At 33.5% G+C, this 2,081-nt stretch carries 2 protein-coding genes and 1 pseudogene; 2 read left to right on the top strand and 1 reads right to left on the bottom strand.

Annotated features, from left to right (window positions below):
• Positions 1 to 76: 76 nt before the first annotated feature.
• Positions 77 to 751 (bottom strand): DeoR/GlpR family DNA-binding transcription regulator, encoded by a 675-nt coding sequence (locus MRZ08_RS01455; RefSeq protein ID WP_297378475.1) that lies wholly within the window; start codon positions 749 to 751, stop codon positions 77 to 79.
• A 198-nt stretch (positions 752 to 949) separates the two neighbouring features.
• On the opposite strand from MRZ08_RS01455, the gene deoC reads away from it, so the two are divergent.
• Entirely contained in the window at positions 950 to 1,618 is a 669-nt protein-coding gene (gene deoC, locus MRZ08_RS01450) for a deoxyribose-phosphate aldolase (RefSeq protein ID WP_297378472.1), read from the top strand.
• Between the two features lie 8 nt (positions 1,619 to 1,626).
• A pseudogene (locus MRZ08_RS01445) lies at positions 1,627 to 2,081 on the top strand (phosphopentomutase); the annotation flags it as partial.

Below are 2,081 nucleotides of genomic sequence, written 5' to 3'. Positions count from 1 at the left end.
AACTAATCCATTCTTTTTTTATATTTTTATCTGTTACAACAATATCAACATCATCAATTTCACAAAAATGAACGGCCTATACTGCATCGAATTTGCTTGAATCTACGAGCAAAATCACCTCGAGAGAATTCTTGATAATCATCTTTTTAGTAGATAATTCGTAGGAATTAGCACAAGTTATACCTAGATTCTTGTGTACACCAGCAGCTGATAAGAAGACCTTGTTGGCCCTTGTATTTTCTATAACATTTAGGCTAGCTTGTGATTCGAACATTCCAGTATTTCGGTGAAAATATCCTCCAGCAAGGATTAGGTCGATATTATCCTTATACATCAAGTTCAGAAAGTTATTTGATGAAAAAACAAGACATGTTGAGGATATATCATTAGAAATATACTTGGATAGTTTATCGGTAGTAGTTCCATTATCGATTATTATAATATCTCCCTCATCGATAAGAGTAGCTGCTTTGATGCCGATTAAGTCTTTTTGCCTATTGTTTAATTTCAAATTTTGATCTAGATTATAGTCTGACTCGGTCTGTGATATGGTAGGGTTGTTTAAGGAAGGATTGTAAACAACCGCCCCATGATAGACCTCTATAATGTTATTATCTTCAAGAATCTTTATATCCCTTCTTATAGTCATCTCAGATACTGACAAGTCGTTTGCCAATTCCTTGATAGAAGAACCATTTTTGTTCTTGACTATGCTTATTATTTTATTTAATCTTTCGTCTTTTTTAGCCATATACTCCAACCACCTTTAGATTAATTGTACCATAAATATCAAATAAATTAAGAGGAAGAAGATATCTAAAGAAAATTATGGTAAAATTATAACATTTAATGTTGACAAAGTAACAAAAGTGTTGTAATATATAATTAACAAAAGGAAAAACAAGTCTAGACGAGAGGAAAACCTTTAACACATAAGGAGAAAGATAAGATGGAAAACAAAGAAATATACAGTCACATTGATCACACTTTATTGAAAGCCTTTGCTAAATGGGAAGATATAGAGAAGCTTTGTGATGAAGCAGTGAAATATCAAACAGCTTCAGTTTGTATCCCACAAACATATATAAAAAGAGTTAAGGAAAAATATGGTGAAAAACTCACAATATGTACAGTAATTGGCTTCCCTCTAGGATATAATCTAACAGAATCAAAAATAGTAGAAGCTGAACAAGCTCTTAACTATGGAGCAAGCGAGATAGATATGGTTGTAAATATCTCAGATGTTAAAAATGGAGATTATAAAAAAGTAGAAGATGAGATAAGAGCTATTAAAAAAGTTGTAGGAGATAAAATCCTTAAGGTAATTATCGAAACTTGCTATCTTACAGAAGAAGAAAAAATAGCTATGTGTGAAGCTGTTACCAAGGCAGGTGCTGATTACATCAAAACATCTACAGGTTTTGGAACAGATGGAGCTAGGATGGAAGATGTACTTCTATTTAAAGACCACATTGGAGAAAATGTTAAAATAAAAGCAGCTGGTGGAGTTAGAACAAAAGAAGACTTGATAGCCTTTATAGAAGCAGGTTGCGACAGGATAGGAACAAGTTCTGCTATAAAGATGCTCAAGGGTGAAGAGAATAAGTCAGATTATTAGGAAGCATTATGAAAAGCAAAAAGAGAGTATTTTTAATAGTTTTAGATTCTGTGGGCATTGGAGAAATGCCAGATGCTCACAAATATGGCGATGAGGGTAGTAATACCCTTGCTGCTATTGTTAAAAGTGATAAATTTAAGGCGGATAATTTAGAAAAACTTGGATTATTCAATATCGAAGGTGTTGATTGTAAGGAAGATGTAGAAAATCCTCTGGGATCTTTTGCAAGACTTGCCGAAGCATCAAATGGTAAGGACACAACTACAGGTCATTGGGAGATGGCAGGCATCATTTCAGAAAAACCTTTCCCAACCTTCCCAAATGGCTTTCCAGAAGATTTTTTAGAAGAGTACTCTAAAAGAGTTGGAAGGAAGGTTATTTGTAACAAGCCATATTCTGGAACAGAAGTTATCGAAGATTATGGTAAGGAACACTTGGAAACAGGAGCCCTTATAGTCTACAC

This window comes from Anaerococcus sp. (genome assembly GCF_022770135.1).
In the GTDB taxonomy this organism is placed as follows: domain Bacteria; phylum Bacillota; class Clostridia; order Tissierellales; family Peptoniphilaceae; genus Anaerococcus.
Note: the sequence above shows the minus strand (reverse complement) of the source record. Positions and strands in the feature narration are given on the sequence as shown.